The 16,947-nt window shown below is 39.0% G+C and carries 16 protein-coding genes; 12 read left to right on the top strand and 4 right to left on the bottom strand.

Annotated elements, in window-relative coordinates:
* Positions 1-6: 6 nt before the first annotated feature.
* The 5 genes from ACE3RB_RS00310 (at position 7) to ACE3RB_RS00290 (ending at position 5,189) form a co-directional block, all read left to right on the top strand.
* Entirely contained in the window at positions 7-492 is a 486-nt protein-coding gene (locus ACE3RB_RS00310) for a hypothetical protein (RefSeq protein WP_374462338.1), read from the top strand.
* Positions 493-730: 238 nt separating this feature from the next.
* On the top strand, positions 731-1,057 hold the full coding sequence (locus ACE3RB_RS00305) for a nucleotide pyrophosphohydrolase (RefSeq protein WP_374462337.1): 327 nt from the start codon (positions 731-733) through the stop codon (positions 1,055-1,057).
* A gap of 5 nt (positions 1,058-1,062) precedes the next feature.
* On the top strand, positions 1,063-3,237 hold the full coding sequence (locus ACE3RB_RS00300) for a DNA/RNA helicase domain-containing protein (protein ID WP_374462336.1): 2,175 nt from the start codon (positions 1,063-1,065) through the stop codon (positions 3,235-3,237).
* Between the two features lie 158 nt (positions 3,238-3,395).
* Complete coding sequence (locus tag ACE3RB_RS00295) at positions 3,396-3,602, top strand: AAA family ATPase (protein WP_374462335.1); 207 nt, start codon at positions 3,396-3,398, stop codon at positions 3,600-3,602.
* Between the two features lie 444 nt (positions 3,603-4,046).
* Positions 4,047-5,189: a 1-acyl-sn-glycerol-3-phosphate acyltransferase gene (locus tag ACE3RB_RS00290; protein ID WP_374462334.1), complete on the top strand. Its 1,143-nt coding sequence runs from the start codon at positions 4,047-4,049 to the stop codon at positions 5,187-5,189.
* A 65-nt stretch (positions 5,190-5,254) separates the two neighbouring features.
* Here the strand turns inward: ACE3RB_RS00290 and ACE3RB_RS00285 are convergent, their stop codons facing one another.
* Positions 5,255-6,304, bottom strand: coding sequence for an alpha/beta fold hydrolase (locus ACE3RB_RS00285; RefSeq protein ID WP_374462333.1), 1,050 nt, complete (start codon positions 6,302-6,304; stop codon positions 5,255-5,257).
* A 221-nt stretch (positions 6,305-6,525) separates the two neighbouring features.
* Here ACE3RB_RS00285 and ACE3RB_RS00280 point away from each other — a divergent pair, with 221 nt between their 5' ends.
* From ACE3RB_RS00280 to ACE3RB_RS00250, 7 genes are all read left to right on the top strand, one after another.
* Positions 6,526-7,374 carry a helix-turn-helix domain-containing protein gene (locus ACE3RB_RS00280; RefSeq protein ID WP_374462332.1) on the top strand — a complete coding sequence of 283 codons (849 nt, stop codon included), beginning with the start codon at positions 6,526-6,528 and terminating at the stop codon, positions 7,372-7,374.
* 81 nt (positions 7,375-7,455) lie between these two features.
* Positions 7,456-8,661 (top strand): FAD-dependent oxidoreductase, encoded by a 1,206-nt coding sequence (locus ACE3RB_RS00275; protein WP_374462331.1) that lies wholly within the window; start codon positions 7,456-7,458, stop codon positions 8,659-8,661.
* A 201-nt stretch (positions 8,662-8,862) separates the two neighbouring features.
* Positions 8,863-9,846 carry an L-histidine N(alpha)-methyltransferase gene (gene egtD / locus ACE3RB_RS00270; protein ID WP_374462330.1) on the top strand — a complete coding sequence of 328 codons (984 nt, stop codon included), beginning with the start codon at positions 8,863-8,865 and terminating at the stop codon, positions 9,844-9,846.
* A 78-nt stretch (positions 9,847-9,924) separates the two neighbouring features.
* Positions 9,925-11,094 (top strand): ergothioneine biosynthesis protein EgtB, encoded by a 1,170-nt coding sequence (gene egtB / locus ACE3RB_RS00265; protein WP_374462329.1) that lies wholly within the window; start codon positions 9,925-9,927, stop codon positions 11,092-11,094.
* 9 nt (positions 11,095-11,103) lie between these two features.
* The gene (locus ACE3RB_RS00260; protein WP_374462328.1) at positions 11,104-12,024 is read left to right on the top strand and encodes an ABC transporter ATP-binding protein; all 921 of its coding nucleotides are present in this window, start codon (positions 11,104-11,106) and stop codon (positions 12,022-12,024) included.
* Positions 12,021-13,589, top strand: coding sequence for an ABC transporter permease/substrate-binding protein (locus tag ACE3RB_RS00255; RefSeq protein ID WP_374462327.1), 1,569 nt, complete (start codon positions 12,021-12,023; stop codon positions 13,587-13,589). The genes ACE3RB_RS00260 and ACE3RB_RS00255 overlap by 4 nt, the downstream gene beginning before the upstream one ends.
* 101 nt (positions 13,590-13,690) lie before the next feature.
* A complete protein-coding gene (locus tag ACE3RB_RS00250; RefSeq protein ID WP_332387851.1) occupies positions 13,691-14,236 on the top strand; it encodes a hypothetical protein in 546 nt (181 codons plus the stop codon).
* 9 nt (positions 14,237-14,245) lie between these two features.
* On the opposite strand, the gene ACE3RB_RS00245 is transcribed toward ACE3RB_RS00250, so the two are convergent.
* The 3 genes from ACE3RB_RS00245 to ACE3RB_RS00235 form a co-directional block, all read right to left on the bottom strand.
* The gene (locus ACE3RB_RS00245; protein ID WP_374462326.1) at positions 14,246-14,674 is read right to left on the bottom strand and encodes a DUF3592 domain-containing protein; all 429 of its coding nucleotides are present in this window, start codon (positions 14,672-14,674) and stop codon (positions 14,246-14,248) included.
* Positions 14,675-14,762: 88 nt separating this feature from the next.
* The gene (locus ACE3RB_RS00240) at positions 14,763-16,250 is read right to left on the bottom strand and encodes a serine hydrolase (RefSeq protein ID WP_374462325.1); all 1,488 of its coding nucleotides are present in this window, start codon (positions 16,248-16,250) and stop codon (positions 14,763-14,765) included.
* Between the two features lie 87 nt (positions 16,251-16,337).
* A complete protein-coding gene (locus ACE3RB_RS00235) occupies positions 16,338-16,910 on the bottom strand; it encodes a helix-turn-helix domain-containing protein (protein ID WP_374462324.1) in 573 nt (190 codons plus the stop codon).
* Positions 16,911-16,947 lie beyond the last annotated feature (37 nt).

Below are 16,947 nucleotides of genomic sequence, written 5' to 3'. Positions count from 1 at the left end.
TTTCTCATGAAGCGTACGATTTACTATGTCCTTCCGAATGTATTTTTTAATTTCATCATCGCGTATGCCAGCTTCAAAGAGTTAGGCTACACGCATTTCTTCTCAGGAACCCAGAACCTGGCCCGCCTTACCCTGCCGATGGCTATTTTCCTTCCGGTAGTCCTTACCATTGATATCATCAAAAGGGTAACCGATGCCGCCAGCCAGGAAGCCATAGAGTTTACCGTAGATGAACAGCTGAATATTAAAAAGCTCATGACCAAACTCAGCATCTTACACGGCCTGATTACAGGAGCATTGGTTTTATCCCTGCTCTTTATAGGACAGTATAATTTCTCAAAAGATTATAAGCTGGATGCTACGGCAATAGCTGTGGTGGTAGGTGTACTGGCTGCTGTGCTGTCTGTGGTGTTTGTATATTTGCCGGTGTGGAGATTGAGGAGGTGGATGTGTAGGAGGACGCAGACCATAACCATGGACTTACAACAATAGTTCATTTTCCTAAATATCAATTCGCTCTAATCAATCTTTAGCCTTTATAGTATCATTTGATATTATTAAGACTTTGAAACCTCATTATAACTTTTTTAATGGTGATTCAATATAATTTGTTATATTGATAATACATTCTTATTCAAAATTTCCAGAATAATCTGGTACTTTAAGCATAATTATACTTAAGTTTTTATTATTTTTAAAGTTGAATTAACTTCATCTATTAATTAATACCATGGTGGATAAAAGTACAATAGAAAGACTTCTTAAATTTCGGGATGAACGGGATTGGGAACAGTTTCATAATTCAAAAGATCTGGCGCTTGCCCTATCGATTGAAGCGTCAGAACTGTTGGAAGTTTTTTTATGGAAAAAAAACGAAGATTTTAATAAAGACAGGCTAGAAGAAGAATTGGCAGATGTATTTATGTATGGAATTCTCCTTGCAAATAAAAATGATATAGATATCAATAATATTATTCTAAAAAAGTTACAGAGAAATAACGAGAAATATCCTGTAGAAAAAGCAAAAGGAAAATCAAATAAGTACGATGATTTGTAGGACAAATGAAGAATTTTACAATTACGGAGGAATACGATTTGGATCGTCTCACAGAAACAAAAATATATAATAATCACAAAGACTATTTATCTTGGCCTGTAGTATATTTCCTGAAAAATAAAAAAACTAAACTTGCTTATGTGGGAGAGACTACTGATGTAGTAACGAGAATAAATACTCACTTAAAATCAGAAGAAAAGAAGCAATTATCGTCAGTAAATCTCATTTTAAGCGATTTATTCCACAAATCCGCCACTCTGGACTTAGAGTCAAATCTTATCAAATACATTTCTGCTGACGGACAATACACTTTACAAAATGCTAACCTTGGTATTTCTAATCACCAGTATCATGAAAAGAAATTATATTGGGACCTATTCAAAGATATTTGGGATGAACTGCGACAGTTAGGTATATCCCGCCATTCTCTGGATTTTATCAATAATTCAGACCTTTTTAAATACTCTCCTTATAAATCTCTTTCCAAAGAACAAATTAAAGGATTAAAAATGATTCTTAACTGTCTGCTTGATGAGAATGCTAAAGTCAGTTTGATTCATGGAGGTGCCGGTACGGGTAAATCAATTTTAGCTATTTTCTTATTCAAGTTATTAAAGACAAATCTGGAAGATTTTAACTATGCTGATTTTGATGAAGATGATGAGGAACTTTTTGATTTGTTAAAGAGAGTTAAACATAAATATACAGACTTAAATATGGCGCTGGTAATTCCTATGGCCTCATTCAGAAAAACGATTTCCAATGTTTTTAAGAATGTAAATGGTTTATCAGCAAAGATGGTAATTGGCCCTTCAGATTTAGCACAAAATAAATATGACCTTATTATAGTTGACGAAGGACATCGATTACGAAGACGGGTTAATCTAGGTTCATACTTTGGAACTTTCGATCGTAACTGTGAAAAGTTGAATTTAGATAAATTTTCCGCCTCTGAATTGGATTGGGTTATCCTGCAAAGTACTAAATCCATTATCTTTTATGATCAGTATCAATCTATAAAACCATCAGATACTCTTAAGGAAAGCTTTAAAAAATTAGAATTGGAACCTTCAACACGTGTTGAAAAACTAAAAACTCAACTTCGGGTACGAGGTGGCAATAATTATATAAAATTAATACATAAAATTTTTGATGCACCTGCTACACCTTCCTTAGAAAAGAATAAAACTGATGATTACGAATTATATCTTTTTGATGACTTATCACAAATGATTGACAGGATTAAAAAGAAAAATGAGCTTTATGGGTTGTCTAGAATAGTAGCAGGATATGCATGGGAGTGGGTTTCAAACAAAAACCCTGAAGCTTATGATATCATTATTGGTGAAAATCAATTAAAATGGAACAGTATTTCCGTAGATTGGGTAAATTCTCCCAATTCTATTAATGAAGTTGGGTGTATTCATACCACACAAGGTTACGATTTGAATTATACAGGTGTTATTATAGGACCTGAATTAGATTATGATTTTGAAGCTGGTAAATTCATTGTTGATAAACAAAAGTACAAAGATAAAAATGGTAAAAATTCTATTCAAAATGAAGAAGAATTATTCGATTTTATTATCAATATCTATAAAACAATATTGTTAAGAGGAATTGAAGGTACATATATTTACGCTTGCAATGAAAATATGAAACTTTTTCTTCGCCAATATATTCCATCTTTTAATTCGTATACACAAGATAAATCAGTACAGATTTCTGACGTACCTACAGAATTTTCAATTCCTTTCTATGATTTAAATATTGCTGCAGGCTCTTTTTCTGAACTGCAAGAATCAGAAAATATAAAATATCTTGAATTAGATAATATAAACAATAAAGACGACTATTTTGCGTGCATTGTGATGGGTGAATCTATGAATAAGATTATACCTAACGGCAGTATTTGCCTATTTAAAAAATATAGTGGCGGTTCGCGCAACGGACTAATCACTTTAGTTGAAGGAAGAAATATTGCTGATCTGGAATTTGGCAGTAACTATACTATTAAAGAATACTCCAGCAAAAAATTAACTGATGAAGAGGGATGGCATCATGAAGAAATAATATTACTACCAAAATCAAATGATCCCAATTTTAAACCAATTATTCTCAGAGATGAGGAAACAGTTGATTTTAAAGTACTAGGTATTTTTGTGAGAGTTGTAAAATAATAATTATTTCACTTCTAAAATAAATAATAAAACCTTCTAATTTTTAGAAGGTTTTATTATAATCATATTATATGAACAGATTGAAATAACAATTGTAATTATGGAATCCCGTAAGGCATAACAGATAGTCTGAAATATATTTGAAACAAAATAATATTATGAAAATAATTTCTTTTGGAGTAAATAATTTTAGAGGTATTTCTGGTGGAATAGAAAAAAATACAATCGAATTTAATAATTCAAATACAATTTTCCTTCTGGGACAAAATAATGTTGGAAAATCAAGCTTTTTAAAAGCTTACGATTTCTTTTACAGAAATTCTAGTCCTATATTAGAAGATATACATAGAATGGATACAAATTAGACTAGCCGCATAGTTTGTCATTCCGTAGGAATCCAGACGCAGAAAGTTTTTATTAATGTATGGTGATAATAACAGGTTAGATTCCTACGGAATGACAAGGTGGACGCATAAGTATTAGTGTATAACCGCTTACTTGCTCCAGACTTAATCCAGACTTTATACTCACTTAGACTAGCCGCACAGTTTGTCATTCCGTAGGAATCCAGACACAGAAAGTTTTTCTTAATGCATGGTGATAATAACAGGTTAGATTCCTACGGAATGACAAAGTGAGCGCATAAGTGTTGGTGTATAAAGTGAACGCGCACATAGATCGCTTTGTTATAAATACATTTATTTCCCCCCGAACTCCTACGCCCTTCATAATACTTTAACACCCATTATACCCGCTTCCCGGATAAATTTTCGTTCTTTTGCAAAAAGTTTTAATTTTTACCTAACCGCATGTCTAAGTTTGATGAAATCCGGTATTTCTATGATCAGGAAGTGAATGAGAGATTACAGAGCATAGCCCGTGATCCGATGATGAAAGCACTGATGAATTTTACTTTTCCTGATACGGATGAGCAGGTTTGGCTGGAGCAGTTCAAAAATGTTCATTCCATTAGTGATTTCCAGCATCAGTTTGTGGCGTTTGCCGTTCGGCAGATCCTTGCGAAAAGTTCTGACGGCTTAACGACTTCGGGCTTCGATAAGCTGGATAAGAATACCCCTTACCTTTTCATCTCGAACCACAGGGATATTGTTCTGGATACTTCACTGCTTAATCTGGTCTTGCTGGAGGGTGGTTATATTATGACCGCTTCGGCGATCGGAGATAATCTTGTCCGCAAAAAGTTTTTAAATGTACTTGCTAAGCTGAACAGAAATTTTCTGGTGCAAAGAGGTCTTCCTCTTCGTGAGCAGCTCACCAGTTCACAGACAATATCTGAATACATCAGGGAACAGCTGTATAATGAAAACCGTTCCGTATGGATTGCCCAACGTGAAGGCCGTACCAAAGACGGTAACGATTCTACCCAGCAGGGTGTTTTGAAAATGCTGGCCATGGCAGCCGGTGACCAGTCTTTAACGGATTATTTTAAATCCTTAAAGATTGTTCCGGTCTCCATCTCCTATGAATATGACCCTACAGATTCCCTAAAAATGCCTCAGCTCCTGGCACAGCACAGGGATGAGGAATACATCAAGGGGAAAAATGAAGATTTTACCAATATCCTGAGCGGAATTCTGGGACAAAAGAAACGTATTCACCTTCATGCCGGTGATGTGCTTGATACAGAACTGGATGAAATTGCGGCCACTATCGACAATAAAAACAAGCAGCTACAGGCAATTGCCCAGGTGATTGACCGTTCCATCATCAGTAATTATAAGCTTTGGCCTACCAAGTACATCGCTTACGACCTCCTTCACAATACCAATACCTACGCTTCCAAATATACGGAACAGGAAAAACAATTATTTGTCCGCAGGCTTGAAATGCGTATTGATCCGTCGGATCCTGTTTCCAGGGAATATTTCCTGGCTATGTATGCCAATCCCCTGGTTAACAAGCTGAAAGCTGAAAATGGTTTTCAGGAATAACATTTTGATAAGATAAAATAAAAAACCACTGCTCAATGCAGTGGTTTTTCTAAATCTGTCAGGTTCTATCTGGCCTGTGACATAGCATCTACTTCCATGATCGCATCTGCAAATGCTTTTGGAGCTTCCTGCGGCAAATTATGTCCGATTCCGCCCGTTAACGTATGGTGTGCATATTTACCTGTATATTTTGAAGCATAACTTTCCGGAGCAGGAAACGCAGCACCGTTGGCATCACCTTCCAGGGTAACTGTGGGGACTGTGATAGATGGAGACTTTGCCAGTCTGGCTTCAAGCGCATCATATTGCGTCTCCCCTTTCGCCAATCCCAGGCGCCAGCGGTAATTGTGGATCACGATATCAACATGGTCAGGATTATCAAATGCTGCTGCAGAACGTTCGTAGGTTTGGTCGTCAAAAGTCCATTTGGGTGAAGCCATTTTCCATATCAGTTTATTGAAAGCCGTTGTATTGGCTTTATACCCCTTATACCCTCTTTCAGTTGAAAAATAATACTGATACCACCATAAAAACTCAGCATTTGGAGGCAGAGGTTTTTCGTTTGCCTTTGGACTTACTATCAGATATCCGCTTACTGCCACCAGTCCGGAACAGCGTTCAGGCCACAATGCCGCCATAATATCTGCAGTTCTGGCACCCCAATCAAAGCCGCCAATGATGGCCTTGTCAATTTTCAGTGCATCCATGAAAGCAATGATATCCAATGCCACAGCACTCTGCTGACCGTTACGTTTTGTATCGGGTGATACAAACGTTGTTGTCCCGTACCCTCTTAAATAAGGTACCAGAACATGGTAACCTTTTTCAGCAAGTATGGCAGAAGACTGTTCAAAACTATGGATGTCGTACGGCCACCCGTGAAGAAGGATAACAGGTTTGCCATTGGCAGGTCCTGCTTCTGCATATCCAACATCCAGCAGCCCGGCCCTGATTTTCTTTGTATTCTGAAAAGCTGATCTGACCGCTGCACTATCCTGATCATTTTCACCAGTGGAAGGCGCCTGTGCTTTCAGTGGCCATAATCCTGCCCCTATAAAAATGATCAGGGATAAAGCGGAGCTTATTTTCTTACTGAAGTTCAATGTAGTATTCATAATTGTGATGTTTTATGAGGGTAAAATTATGATAAAGCAGAACCGGAACTCAGTACAAAAACTTTGAACAGGTCATATTAAGCGGTGAATCCTGATTTTCGGACGTTAAAGCAGACAGCAGCATAAATGCATGCCTTCGTACCAATTATCTATACATTACATTCCCTATCATCAATCATCAATCATCAATTATCAATTTATCACGTATCTTCGTAAGCCATATGAAAAAAATAATTCCTTCCCATCACAACCAACTGGAAAATTCAGCTGTCCGGGTGATGCCTTTATCTATATTCCATGAGAAACAGGCTGAAATTCACAGGGATGATCATTATATGTTTATTCTTCAGCAGAAAGGAAACTTTGTGATAGAAATAGACTTTAACAGGATAGATTTAAAAGGCCCTTCCTTATGTTTTGCCGGTCCCGGGCAAATTCATCAGTACATTCATCAGAAAGACAACGAGGGATGGTTTTTATTCATAGAAGCTGAACTTATTCCTGAATCTTACCGTGAAATACTGGACCTCTGCCAATGGCTCCGCCAGTCTTCGACCGTTACGGAAAATGACATTATTTTTGACCTGCCTCCCCTGTTTGAAAAAGCAGAAAAAGATCCGGCACTGCATATTGTTTCCATCACAAGGTCTTTGGCTGAATCTGCGGCTGGAATCATTATTTCAAGAATTTCAGGAACAGAAACAGAAAATTTTCAGCACAGGGGCCAAAGGTATTCGATTACAAGGCAGTTTAAAAAGCTGATCACAGATCACTTCAGAACTGTCAAACAGGTAAAGCAGTATGCAGATTTCCTGAATATTACTCCACTCTATCTGAATGAAGCCGTAAAAGATGTTACCGGATATCCTGCCAGCTTCTGGATACAGCAGAAAATTCTGTGGGAAGCCCGCCGTCTGCTGTTTTACACCCATATGGATGTAAAGCAGATTGCCTTTGAGCTGGGCTATGATGATCCTGTTTATTTTTCACGGTTCTTTAAAAAAGGAACAGGAATGACCGCTTTACAGTTCAGAGCCGGAAACCATGATTTGTCCCATCATCACCGTTAAATAGCTCTCGTATTCCCTGCCCCCAGGCTCTAATTTTGTCCCGTCAATCATCAGAAACAATAAAAAGATTGATCAACAATTATGATGGTACAACAATTAAAAAGCAAACGTATTGCTGTTATAGGAGCCGGACTGGGAGGTCTGTGCCTTGCCCAGGGATTAAAAAAGAATGGAATCCCATGCACCGTATTTGAAAAAGATGCCGCAATAAACACCCGTTCACAAGGATACAGAATCAGGGTGAATGAACCCGGCAGAAAAGCCTTAGAAGAATGCCTTCCCGGAGATCTGTACAGGCTGTTCCTTGCTACCTGCGCGGCAAGCTACAGCGGAATGAAGGTTTTAACAACAACTCTTGAAAGCTCTCAAAATCCCCTTGTAGAATCCTGGAGTGACGGAGTAAAAGAAATGCCTGACCTGAAACCCAACCGCCTGACATTGCGTGAAATTCTGCTTCAGGGCATACAGGACAATATCTGTTTTGGAAAAGAACTCACAGACTGGCAGGAAACAGAAACCGGTGAAGTGGAACTTACATTTTCAGACGGCTCTACCTACACTGCAGATTTGGTAGTAGCTGCTGACGGAGTTCACTCAAGAATCGGAAAGGAATATTGCAGAGACAGAAAAATCAATACCGGGAATATTACGATCTATGGGAGAACTTTTCATTCTGAGAAAGCCCGGCACGCCATTGCCGAAGAATTACAGGAAGGCACTTCAGTAATTATCGGTGACCGGTTTTCTTTAATTACAGATTTTATGTCTTTTGATTTTTCCCGAAAAGATCCGTCCTGGGATCTTCTCAGCCCGATCTCCGATTATTTTTATTGGGCATTCATAGGCAATCCTCAGGCTTTTGGAATGGTAAAGTCCGATTTCTACAGCCATTCAGCAGAAGAGATTTTAAATGCTGTTCATAAAGTGACCTATCAGTGGCATCCTCAGCTTAAAGCATTATTTCAGCATGCAGACCGGTCTTCCTTATCCGTAACTCCTATCCGGTCTTCTTTACCAAAGGAACCGTGGAAATCCGGAAATATTACCGCATTGGGGGACGCCGTTCATACGATGAGCCCTGCAGGAGGAGTCGGAGCCAATACAGCCTTTACAGATGCTGCTCTTCTGACCCGTTATCTGATCAGTAAAAACAGTATTCCGGAAGCTGTTGCAGACTATGAAAAACAAATGGTAATGTATAGTAACCAGGCTATTGAAATGTCTCTGGAAGGTGGTGAAATCCTGCACGGAATCAATGATAATACCGGAAATAAGGAACCATTGTAAAGCTGTTAAATTTTATGTTCGAACTACAGTTTATTTGATTGAATAATGAGCTCAAAAGTACCACATCTGATAAAAACATCATGAAAATCATGCTATTAAAAGTAAAATTGTCTATATTTAATTAGATAAAAGCAAAAAAATTTCATGCTGTAAAAGGCAGGATAATTGCAGTGATCTACAAAACCACACAAAATAAGATTTATGAATGTACAGTTAGATTCACACGCTGAGACTGAAAAAAATGCTGCAGATCTATTTCGTTCAGATGTTTTGAACGGACTGCAGAGTACTCCTAAAAAATTATCTTCAAAATATTTTTACGATAAAACCGGTGATCACCTTTTTCAGAAAATCATGGCTATGCCTGCTTATTACCTGACCCGTTGTGAACTGGATATTTTCCAAAATAAAACAGATGAACTTATTGAGCTCCTTATTCCCGGAAACGAATCTTTTGACCTGATTGAACTAGGAGCGGGAGACGCGATGAAATCAACCTATCTGCTTGAACGGCTGACCAGTAAAGGGGTTGATTTCACCTATATGCCGATTGATATCTCAGGAAATATTCTTTCCATACTTCATGAAAAACTGAGCAACCGGTTACCTGACATGAAAATTACCTGTCTGGAAGGTGATTATTTTGAAATGCTCCAAAAAGCTGCTGCATTATCCAACCGGAGAAAAGTGGTTTTGTTCCTCGGAAGCAATATCGGGAATATGACCCTGGAAGAAGCTGAAGATTTCTGCGTGCACCTGAACAAAAGTCTTTCTTCCAAAGACCGTGTACTGGTAGGATTTGACCTGAAGAAAAATCCGCATACTATTCTGAATGCCTATAATGATGAGGAAGGGATTACCGCTGCCTTTAATCTTAATCTCCTGAGCCGTATCAACAATGAACTTGGCGGTAATTTTGATCTGAAACAATTTCAGCATTATCAGACTTATGACCCCGTCTTCGGAGCCTGCAGAAGTTTTCTGGTGAGCCTTATCAGCCAGCAGGTAACCATTGGTAATACGAGGATTTCATTTGAAGAAAATGAGCTTATCGATATGGAGATTTCACAGAAGTTTTCCCCTGAAAAGATCAGGGAGCTGAGTGAAAAATCGGGATTTTCCATAACCGGAGAGATCAGAGATTCTAAAAAATGGTTTGTGGATGTGATCTGGCAGGTACAATAAAAAAGCTGCACAGCATCTGCAAAGTGAAAATAAATCATGCTTCTTTCATTTAAAACCAATCATTAAAAACTAAAAGACATGACACCAGAGACCGCCACAAAAGATATTACGAAAAAGTATATGGATGTCCGCACACGTTCTGAGGAAATCTGTGCCCCACTGGAAATTGAAGATTATGTAGTACAGCCTATTGTTGATGTAAGCCCGCCGAAGTGGCATCTTGGTCATACTACATGGTTTTTCGAGACCTTCATCCTTATTCCTCATTTTCCCGATTATAAAGTTTTTGATCCTCAGTATAATTTTGTTTTTAACAGCTATTACGAAACCATCGGAGCAAGAGTAATCCGGACAGACCGCGGAAACCTCAGCCGTCCTTCTGTTTCAGACGTATACCAATACAGAAAATATGTAGATGAACACATGAAGGCTTTTCTTGAAAGTTCATTTCTGACAGAAGCTGTTGAACCGCTTCTGGACCTAGGACTTAACCATGAACAGCAGCACCAGGAATTATTAATAACCGATATTAAGTATATTTTAGGACATAATCCGCTTTTCCCGGCTTATACAGAAGAAAAATCTGTACAAAACGATTTAAAAACGGCCGGAATGCTCAGCTTTCCTGAAGGAGTGTATGAAATTGGTTTTAAAGGGGAAGGATTCTGTTTTGATAATGAGCAGGGAAGGCATAAAGTATATCTGACAGACTTTGAAATTGCCAGTCAACTGGTAACCAACAGGGAGTATTTAGAGTTTATGGAAGCTGGCGGATATGAAGATTTCAGGCACTGGCATGCTGAAGGATGGGACTGGGTAAAACAGAATTCTGCAAAATCCCCGCTATACTGGCATTATATTGAAGGCAAATGGATGTATTATACGCTCAACGGACTACAGGAAACAGATCCCGATGCCCCGCTGTGCCATATCAATTTCTACGAAGCCTCTGCTTTTGCCTCCTGGAAAGGAATGCGTCTTCCTACTGAAGCAGAATGGGAAGTTGCTTCAGATTATTTTGACTGGGGAACACGCTGGGAATGGACGAATTCTGCTTATCTGCCTTATCCTCATTTTAAGAAAGAAGCAGGAGCTGTAGGTGAATACAATGGAAAATTCATGGTGAATCAGATGGTTTTAAGGGGAGCATCAGAAGCTACACCTCCGGGACACAGCAGAAAGACCTACCGTAATTTTTTTCAACCCAATTTAAAATGGCAGTTCACAGGAATCAGACTTGCCCGGTAATTTTCACCTATGATCACAGTAGAATCAGTCTCAAAGAGTTTTAACGGAAAAAAAGCAGTGGATCATATTTCTTTTCAGGCATCTGATCAGGAAATCCTTGTCCTTTTGGGCACGAGCGGGTGCGGGAAAACCACAACGCTTAAGATTATTAACCGCCTTATAGAAGCAGATTCAGGGAACATTCTCATTAATGGTAAAAACATCAGGGATCAGAAGCCCGAGGATTTGAGGATGGGAATAGGCTTTGTGATGCAGCATTCCGGATTATTTCCCCATTATACGGTTCAGCAGAATATTGCCGTAGTTCCTGAACTTCTGAAATGGGATAAAAAGAAAACAGAAAGAAGAACGCATGAACTTCTGGCAAAGCTCCACCTTTCTGAAGAAGTTCTGTCCCGCTTTCCCCATGAGCTAAGCGGCGGGCAGCAACAACGGGTAGGCATTGCAAGAGCACTGATTGCAGACAGCCCTGTTTTGCTGATGGATGAACCTTTCGGAGCACTTGATAATATTACCAAAGCTGATATTCATTCCGAATTCAAATCGCTGGAAGAACTTAAAAGTAAAACTATTATCCTGGTTACCCATGATGTGCAGGAAGCTTTTGAACTGGGGCACAGGATATGCCTGATGGATCATGGAAAAATCATACAGACAGGTACTCCCAGGGAAATGCTTTATCAGCCTGCCACGCATTTTGTTCGTGATTTTTTTGCTGAAAACCGGCTTCTGTTAGAATATAAAGTAGCCGCGCTGCACCATATCAGTCCGTTTCTTACTCCTGAAAATTCATACTACAGACCGGAAAGTACAGATGATACAAGTGTATGGGATATTTTACAGCAACTCAGTTCTGATCACCAAAACGCTGAAGTTTATGAAGAAGTGGTGAAAGCGTTTAATCATTATAAAAAATCACAGATGGTATGACACAGCAGCAGAGTCTCTGGCAATTTATTGCTGACCAGCATGAGAAGCTGACATCCCAGATCATTCAGCATCTTGGGCTTACCTTTTTGTCACTACTTCTGGCCATCATGATCGGAGTCCCTTTAGGCATACTGATATCCAGGAAAAAGAAACTTTCCAGTCCGGTATTGGGCACTGCTGGTATTTTACAGACCATTCCAAGTATTGCCCTGCTGGGATTTATGATTCCTGTTTTCGGCATTGGCCCGAAACCGGCCATTGCGGCTTTACTGATCTATGCTCTTCTTCCCATTATCCGGAATACCTATACCGGAATTACAGGGGTAGATACTGCAGTGATTGAGTCGGCAAAAGCCATGGGAATGAACAGAAGGCAGCTTCTTTTTAAAGTAAAACTCCCTCTGGCGATGCCGGTGATTATTGCGGGTATCAGGACTGCAGCGGTTATTAATGTGGGGGTAGCTACCCTGGCTTCTTTTGTGGCAGCAGGTGGTCTGGGAGAATTTATCTTCGGAGGGATTTCGCTCAACAATACGAATATGATTCTTGCCGGAGCCATTCCGGCAGCATTGCTGGCCGTTGTACTGGATCAGATCATTGCGATGATCCAGAAATCAGGCTACAGATTTTTTCAGAAGCTGAAATATATTCTTCCTGTGAGCCTTATTGTTCTGGGAACAGGCTATCTTCTGACTTCTGTGTCACACCGGACCATTAAAGCCGGTTTTACCCCGGAATTTATGGGAAGGCAGGATGGTGATATCGGACTTCGTTCTGTATATGGACTCAATGTCAATCCTCTCGTAGTCAGTGATGCGATTATGTATAAAGCAGCTTATGAGAAAGAGCTGGACCTGATCAGCGGATATTCTACAGATGGAAGGATCAAAGCTTATGATCTGTATGTACTGAATGATGATCAAAAAATATTCCCTCCTTATTATGCGGCTCCTATTATCAAAACAAAGACACTGAAAAAATTTCCGGATCTGGAGAAAGCTTTAAATCTGCTGGCCGGAAAATTCAATGATTCCATCATGACGGACCTGAATTACAGAGCTGATCATCTCAACCAGACTCCTGAAAGGATCGCAAAGGATTTCCTCATCAGCAATAACCTGTATAAAAGTCCCCGGAAAGGAAATTCGGGAACCATCCGGATTGGCTCAAAAATCTTTGGTGAGCAATATATCCTTGCGGAAATGTATACCATGCTTATTGAAGGATATACCAATTATGAAGTAGAAACCAAAACCGGTTTAGGGGGAACGAAAATCTGCTTTGATGCCTTAATGAATGACGCGATTGATTTTTATCCTGAATATACAGGAACCGGCCTTCTGGTTCTTTTAAAACCTTCAGCAGAGACAATCAGAGAGGTTTCCCAAAGTCCTGATAAAACATACCATTATGTGAATGCAGCTTTTGAAAAACAATATGGAATTCAATGGCTGCAGCCTTTGGGGTTCAATAATGCTTATGCACTGATGATGCGCAGAAAACAGGCTGAAGAGCTCCATATCAGAAATATTTCTGATCTTAAGAAGTATTTTGACGGGAAATAAAAGATGTAATTCAATAAAACAAATTCTCCTGGTTCTTCCTGATAAAAAATTACAGACGTCTTTTTTTAAAATACTATCTTCGCAGGATAAAATTTGACAAAATGAAAAAAATGCTATTTCTGGCTTCGGCTGTACTGGTTCTCAATTCATGTGTGGTAAGAACGGCAACAAAAGTAGTATCCGGAGCTGTAAATCTGGGATATAAAGCTGTAAAGGGAACGGTTAACGGAATCAGCTGGGCAGTAAGTAAGGCTAAAGGAAAAATAGATGAAGACCGTCTGGACGGCACCTGGAAAGTAGTGGGTGTTTACCGTGGTTCTTTTGAGGATTTTTCTAAGGATCAGAATCCTGACGGGTCATTTACCTCAGAATGTACAGAAGGTTTTGACCAGATTGTTTTCAAGACTAAAAAATCCAAATTCAAGCCGGTACACTGCAGCACCCAGGATGAAGATTGGGTAAAATATTCTATGGAATTCGGAAAGAATCCTTCAACGAAGGAAAAAGAAAACTATATAGAGTATAATTCCAACAACTATATTTCGGTTATTGATGTCAACAGTAAAACAATGGTTCTGGAAGGCAACCTTATGCCCAAATTAGGATTTTCCGGTGCTAAATTATATCTCCTTGAAAAGGTAAAATAAGATTTCTGATTACTGTAAAAACTTTTCTGCAATAAAATACCCGCTACCAATCACCAGTAATGGCAATGCTATTGAGATCAGTATTAAAGGCCATGCAAAAATTCTGAAATAGGTATATAAGCTTACAGAAGAAGGATCATCCGGATCATAAATAACAGTCTCCGTCTCACCTACAGACCAGGCTGAAGGATTGGTGCCTTCCGGAAGCTCAAAAGTATATTCAACATTATTACGGGTACGGAAAGTAAAGAGTGGCATATACACTTCCCCGTCCGAATCATCTATCCGCAGTGAGGTAACGGCTGCCGTTGCCTTTTCTGCTTTTTTTAAGAATGTAAGCGTATTTCTTAAGCTTAAGAATGCAAAAATAAACAGCGCTATTCCTGCACCGAGAATGATATAATATTGCCACATCGTTTTCTTTTTATTACTCCCCATACCTGTTGCTTTCTGAAAACATCAATGATATCATGCTTATTTTCAGATTAATACTTTAAATATACAAAGATTTCTATTGTATAGGCAGTTATCTGGTTTCTATGTCTACAATCCTTTTCCCATCTTCTCCCAGGTAATGAAGAACCAGCTTTTCATAGACCTTATACCCGTCATCAACATTGGTAAAAATAATGATCCCCTTTCCTGAATCGGGTAATATGATGGCAATGCAGCGGGTACCCTGGTCTGCTCCGCTATGCGATAATGCATAATGATTATTTCCCAGGTCATAAATCTCAAAGCCTAACCCGAAATATTTATTTTCTTTAACCTTTACCTGTTTTTTTATCATTTCCCGGAATATTTCCGGCTTCAGATTTTTTCCTTTCATGACACTCACCATAAAATTTCCGTAATCCCGAATGGTGGTATGCAGGTCATCGGCAGCATTAGCCTTTGTGATTTTCTCTATTGGATAAGTCTCTCCTTTTTCATTATAACCCGTTACAAATCTTGATGCATCAGTGTTCTGATCCCAGATATAATTGGTATCATTCATTCTGAGCGGCTGAAAGATAAGTTCTTTGGCAAGCTGATCCAGTGATTTCCCAAATTTCTTTTCCATTGCTTTTCTCAGGTATTCAAAACCTTCTCCTGAGTATTGGTATTTTGTTCCGGGGTCAAACTGGAAGTTCAGCTTTTTATCTGCATTCATCCATCTCCAGTTCGGAAATCCCGTCTGATGGGTGAGAACAATTCTGGTTGTCAATTTTTTATGTCTCGCATCATTCACAATATCTGGATCCGTCCAATAGGCATCAAGAGGTTCATCCAGCTTCCATTGGCCAAGACTTATAAGGCGTAAGGCTACCATTGCTGTTACAGGTTTGGTGAGTGATGCCACATTAAATAAGGCATTTTGAGGCGCTGAAACACCCTTTTTAACATCACCAAAAACTTTTACCTGCTGTAACTTTCCTGCTTCTATAATTCCTAATCCCAGAGCAGGAATATTATTTTCTTTCAGCCAGCTCTGCATCGACTGATCGTTATCAAACATTGCCTCATTATCAGTGGTTTGTTTTGGATGGTGGTTAAAGCTCAACGAATTTTTAAGCTTCCACTCAGCATTTTCCAATATCCACAAATGGGTAAATTTTGCTTCTCCCACTAATTTTTCAGCCTGATTACCTGCTTTTTCATAAAACAGATGGTCTCCGTTCTGAATAGCAGCATAGATCTTTCCGTCTTTATACATGGGATAGATTTCTGTGGTTTTATCAACCAGGACTCTTTTCAGCTGGTAGGTCTCCGGAGATTTGCACAATCCGGTTTTAAAATCATTAATAAATTTTTCTCTGTCCTCAAAGCCTCCTTTATCATGATAAAATTCAAACTTTCCGCTCAACAGGCTTTCCATCAGTTTAACGTTGCAGGTATTGTAGCCTGCTGAAAAAAACAGGCTGTCTTTCGACATAATAGTTTTATAAAGAGGATCTGTTTTTTCTACCTGTGCATGCAATACATTCACCAACAGAATAAAAAAGGTAAGCATCAATTGTGAAGACTTTGTCATTATTATTTTTTTGACAAAGGTTAGATTTTTAACAGATTTTTCATTAAAAACTGACCCGACAAAAACCCGACAAAGTCCTGACAGGGGTTATATCATACTGAATTTCAGCCTGAAAAAGAGTTTTTTATTCCGGTCTATTTCCGCTGCATTGCGAAGGATAATAAATACATTGGAAAGAACAATCAGGATCATAAGGACAACGGTAAACTGTTTTCCAAACTTTAGAAGGATTCCGAGCATGAAGGTAATGGGTGCCATGACCGTCCAGATCATCTGAACCGAAATGATCTGTCTTGCCAGGCTGTTGTTCTGCTTCAGGGTAAACATCAGAATCAGGGGAACAAAAATATTCAGTGGAGGCAAAAGGGTGAAGATGAGTGATGAAAGGTTGATGATTTTGATGTAAGAATAATTGATCTGAGGATCTTTTTCTTCATCCGTTTTTTCAACCTCAGTATTTTCATTGATGGATTGTGCCCGGGTATGCAGTAATTCAGACTCTTCTATTTCCAAAACCTGCGCCAGCGCTCTCAGAGTATGCCCTTTGGGCTCTGTTCCGGATTCTATCCGCTGAATGGTTCTTACAGAAATCTTTGATTTTTCTGACAGCTCCTCCTGAGTCAGATTTTTTTGTTCTCTTATAGCTTTTAGTCTGGACATGGTCTAAGGTAATTCGGAAAAAATTGTTTTGGCTAAT

The sequence above is a fragment of the Chryseobacterium sp. genome (genome assembly GCF_041914225.1).
Lineage (GTDB): Bacteria > Bacteroidota > Bacteroidia > Flavobacteriales > Weeksellaceae > Chryseobacterium.
This window is presented reverse-complemented; position numbering and strand designations above follow the sequence as displayed.